Below are 4,086 nucleotides of genomic sequence, written 5' to 3'. Positions count from 1 at the left end.
CTTCTTTTTCTAATTTACCACCTACAAGTAAAATTTCTTCTAATTGCTCTAATAATTGCATATTTTCCTGCACATAAAATTCATTTAAAGAATCTACTTGGCTCATATTTTTCTCCTTTATTGATTAAACTTAATAGATTTCAATTTATTCAATATTTAAATTCAATTTCTAAAAATGGAAGCATAAAAGCTTCCATTTTTTAGAAAATCATAAATTTTTATATTTGTTATTGTATTACTCGTTCATTCCAAAATAATTATTTTCATCACTATTAAAATTTATTTGTTTATGAGAACGATTTGTATCTTTTAATCTAAAGTTCTCAATAAGTGATTTCAACATCTGTGCTTGTCCACTTAATTCTTCACTAGCAGCAGCACTTTCCTCTGAAGTTGCAGAGTTAGTTTGTACTACCTCTGATATTTGTTCTACTCCTAATGTAGCTTGAGCAATCGCACTAGCTTGTTCATCAGATGCTTTAGCTATTTCATCAACTAATAAAATACTTTGATTAGTTGTATCAATTATTTTTTGAAGTGAACCAGCTGTATGATCTACAATCTTAGTTCCATTACCAACTGCTTGTATTGAATTTTCAATAAGTGTAGCAGTATTTTTTGCAGCTTCAGCTGATTTAGCAGCAAGATTTCTTACCTCATCAGCAACAACTGCAAATCCTTTACCAGCAGAACCAGCTCTAGCGGCTTCTACAGCAGCATTTAATGCTAGTATATTCGTTTGGAATGCTATATCATCTATTGTTTTTATAATTCTACCGATTTCATTAGAAGTAAATGAAATTTCTTCCATAGCTTTAACCATTTGTTTCATTTGTTCATTACCATCTTCAACTTCACGACCAGCACTTACTGATAAAACATTAGCTTCTTTGGCATTATTCGCAGTATTTTTAATTTTATCAGATATTTCTATAATCGTTGCAGATAACTCTTGAATTGCACTTGCTTGTTCAGTAGCACCTTGTGCTAACATTTGTGATCCACTTGACACTTGATCTGATGCCGCTCCAACTTCTTCTGAAGCTACATTTATTTGTGACATTGTTTCACTTAAATCATTAGTAATTCTATTAACTGAGTTTTCAATATTTTTAAATACTCCCATATATTGTACTTCAGGTGTAACATCAAAATTACCTGATGCAACATCTCCTAAAACACGCACTGTGTCATTTATAATTTCTTTAATTTTTTCACTCATTTGACGCATACTGTTTGATAAACTACCTAATTCATCCTTTGATTCATAATTAATATTAATATCAAAGTCACCCTCTGCCATTTTATTTGCAGCTATTTCTATTTCTTCAATTGGCTGTTTTAAACTCTTTGTAATATACAGACATATAATTACTCCTGCTATCATAGCAAATATACAAATTGCACTAGAAGCAAAAGTTGCTTTTGAAGCTGTCTCTTGTACTCCTTGATTAAATTTAATACCAAGAGCTTCTGCCTTTTCATTAAGAGCTACTGAATTTTCTACACATTTATCGTATACTCCCCAATATTCAGTATTCTTTGCTGTCATTTCTTTTGCACCCTTATAGTCACCTTTATCTATAACTGCATAAGCTTTTTCATATTGTTGTTTTAATTCACCTACTGAACTCTCAAGAGCATCAATTAATTGATCCTCTCCTTTAAAAGCATCACGAATTTTTTCAATTCTTTTATCAGTGCTATCAAAGTCGCTCAGAATTGTAGTTCTATACTCTTTAGGATTTTCTCTAAGAATTGAATTACCGATATTTCTTCCAATAGAAACCAAATCTCTACGAATCCCCATAGTTTGAGTTGTTAATTCATAAGGTCCCTCAAATAAATCCTTACTTAATTTAGCTGCTTCTTTCAAATTAGATATTGTATAAATATTTGCAAACGCTGTAAGCATTAACAAAACAATAAAAGATATTGCTAACTTTTTACCTATTTTTAAATTTTTCATATACATTTCTCCCTACTATTTGATTTGTTATAATTTTTGCTACATAATACAATAATTTTTTCTATATTAAATAATAAATTTAAATAATCAACGTTATATTCCCCTTTACTGTCTTAACTTTAGATAAAAATCCCTTTGAATAAACTGTATTACTTTAATCTTTATTATTTATATACTTAAATCATATTCAATATACTATTTCGACACATTGCAACGTAATTTTAATATGTATTATTCCGACATATTACACTGTAATTTTATATTTTTTTAATATCATATACTCCTCTCAAGATGAGAATACTAGTGAATTTTCTTTCGGTCACATTGATATTGTTTATGCGATTTTTAATAATTTTATTTTATCAATCATTTTTATCACCTCAAATAGTTTGTCTTATTTTTTTATACGGATAAAATAGATATATACTTTAGATTTTATATAAAGTATTTCATTGCGTTTTAATTTTAATTTTAATTTTAATTTTATCAACGAAATAAAAATAAGTTTAAACTTGTTAAAATTAATGATAACTTAAAAAATGATAAAATATATTTAATTTACATATAGCAAAACAGCTCCTACAAAGACAATATTTTGTCCCTGTAGGAGCTACTTTTTATTTTTATTTTATTATCATAATTAATCTACTAATCTATCAATAATACTAACAAGGTTAGCTATTTCAGGTTTAGTTATTTGTTCATCTGCTCCAAGTGATTTACCTTTAATACGCATTTCTTCGCTTATTAAAGAAGAAAATAAGATTAGTGGAATTTCTTTAAGCACACTATCTTCTTTAACAAGTTTAGTTAATCGGTGTCCATCCATTAATGGCATTTCAATATCTGATACTATACAAGAAACGTGATTTTCAATTGGGTCCCCACAAGTTTTCGCTTCTACCAAATAATCCCATGCTTCTTGACCATTGTCTGCCTTAACTGTATTTTTATAACCAGATTTATGTAAACACTCAACAATCATTTTTGAAAGTAACATTGAATCTTCTACAATTAAAATAGTTTTATCATTGTCTTTACGTTCACCCAGTTTTTCTAAAGATTCAAATTGAATGCTTGATTCAGGACTTATTTCTGCAACAATTTTTTCAAAATCTAAAATAGTTATAAGTCTATCTTGATATTCTGCAATACCTGTTGCAACTCCTTCTTCACCACCATAAATAACTCTGTCTGGTTTCTTTATTGCTTCCCATGAAACTCGGTCAATACCTACAACAGTTTCCACATGAAACGCAAAATTCAACTTGTTGAAGTGGGTAATAATAAAAATATCATGACCTGAAACTTCAGACTTAGGAAGATTTAGATATTTCCCTAGATCTATTACAGTAATAATTTCATCTCTTTGCTTAAATACACCTTCTACAACCTCATGTGAATTTGGCATTTTTTTAACTGTTTGAGCCGTCATAATTTCACGAACTTTTGCTACATTTATACCAAATAATTCACCTGAAATCGTAAATTCCATAATTTCAAGTTCATTGGTTCCTGATTCCAAAAGTATTTTTGTCTTACTTGTGCTTTCTGAAATTGCCATAAGAAACCTCCCATATTAAAAATTTTATAATTACTAAAATAAACTTACATAGTTTAAAAAATAAAAGAGTATCAATGTAAATCAGTTAACACTCTTTTCTAAAAGACAGATTTTTGCAACTGGTTAACTTAAAAAAGTCCCCATATCTTTGTGTCCCCAATGATTTCGGTTTTTCCAATTTAATTTTATAGTTAAATATTGAGTTTATATTAACATAAGTAGCTAATTTTGTAAATAATCCAAATATTTTGTGGATTCATATCAATTTTTTCATATACAAAATTAGACACTAGTGTTCCTAGTTTTCAATAATCTAAAAAAGTCTATTCACTTTATATTATCGACATTTTCACTTGTATATTGAGCATTTTTTAGTAACCAATCTGTATAATAAAAAAAGCGCAGACCTTTAAAATGGATCCTTTGTCAAGGACATTAAAAAAAGAGGGTCATTAAGAAACTTTTAAAAGCTGATTCCTATATTGTGTAGGAGTCAGTTTTTTTAAGTTCCACTGACATCGGTCATTATTATAATAATCCATATAGTCATCTA

At 28.3% G+C, this 4,086-nt stretch carries 3 protein-coding genes; all 3 read right to left on the bottom strand.

Annotated features, from left to right (window positions below; translation table 11 throughout):
* Positions 1–235: 235 nt before the first annotated feature.
* Positions 236–1,969 carry a methyl-accepting chemotaxis protein gene (locus CHF27_RS13455; RefSeq protein WP_243445023.1) on the bottom strand — a complete coding sequence of 578 codons (1,734 nt, stop codon included), beginning with the start codon at positions 1,967–1,969 and terminating at the stop codon, positions 236–238.
* 640 nt (positions 1,970–2,609) lie between these two features.
* Positions 2,610–3,494, bottom strand: coding sequence for a chemotaxis protein (locus tag CHF27_RS13450; protein ID WP_330409810.1), 885 nt, complete (start codon positions 3,492–3,494; stop codon positions 2,610–2,612).
* Positions 3,495–3,985: 491 nt separating this feature from the next.
* A partial coding sequence (locus CHF27_RS13445) for an IS3 family transposase (RefSeq protein WP_147294082.1) occupies positions 3,986–4,086 on the bottom strand: 101 nt, incomplete at its 5' end.

Source organism: Romboutsia maritimum (assembly GCF_002251085.2).
In the GTDB taxonomy this organism is placed as follows: Bacteria; Bacillota; Clostridia; order Peptostreptococcales; family Peptostreptococcaceae; genus Romboutsia_B; species Romboutsia_B maritimum.
The sequence above is the reverse complement of the archived record's forward strand: the minus strand, read 5'-3'. Positions and strand labels throughout refer to the sequence as shown.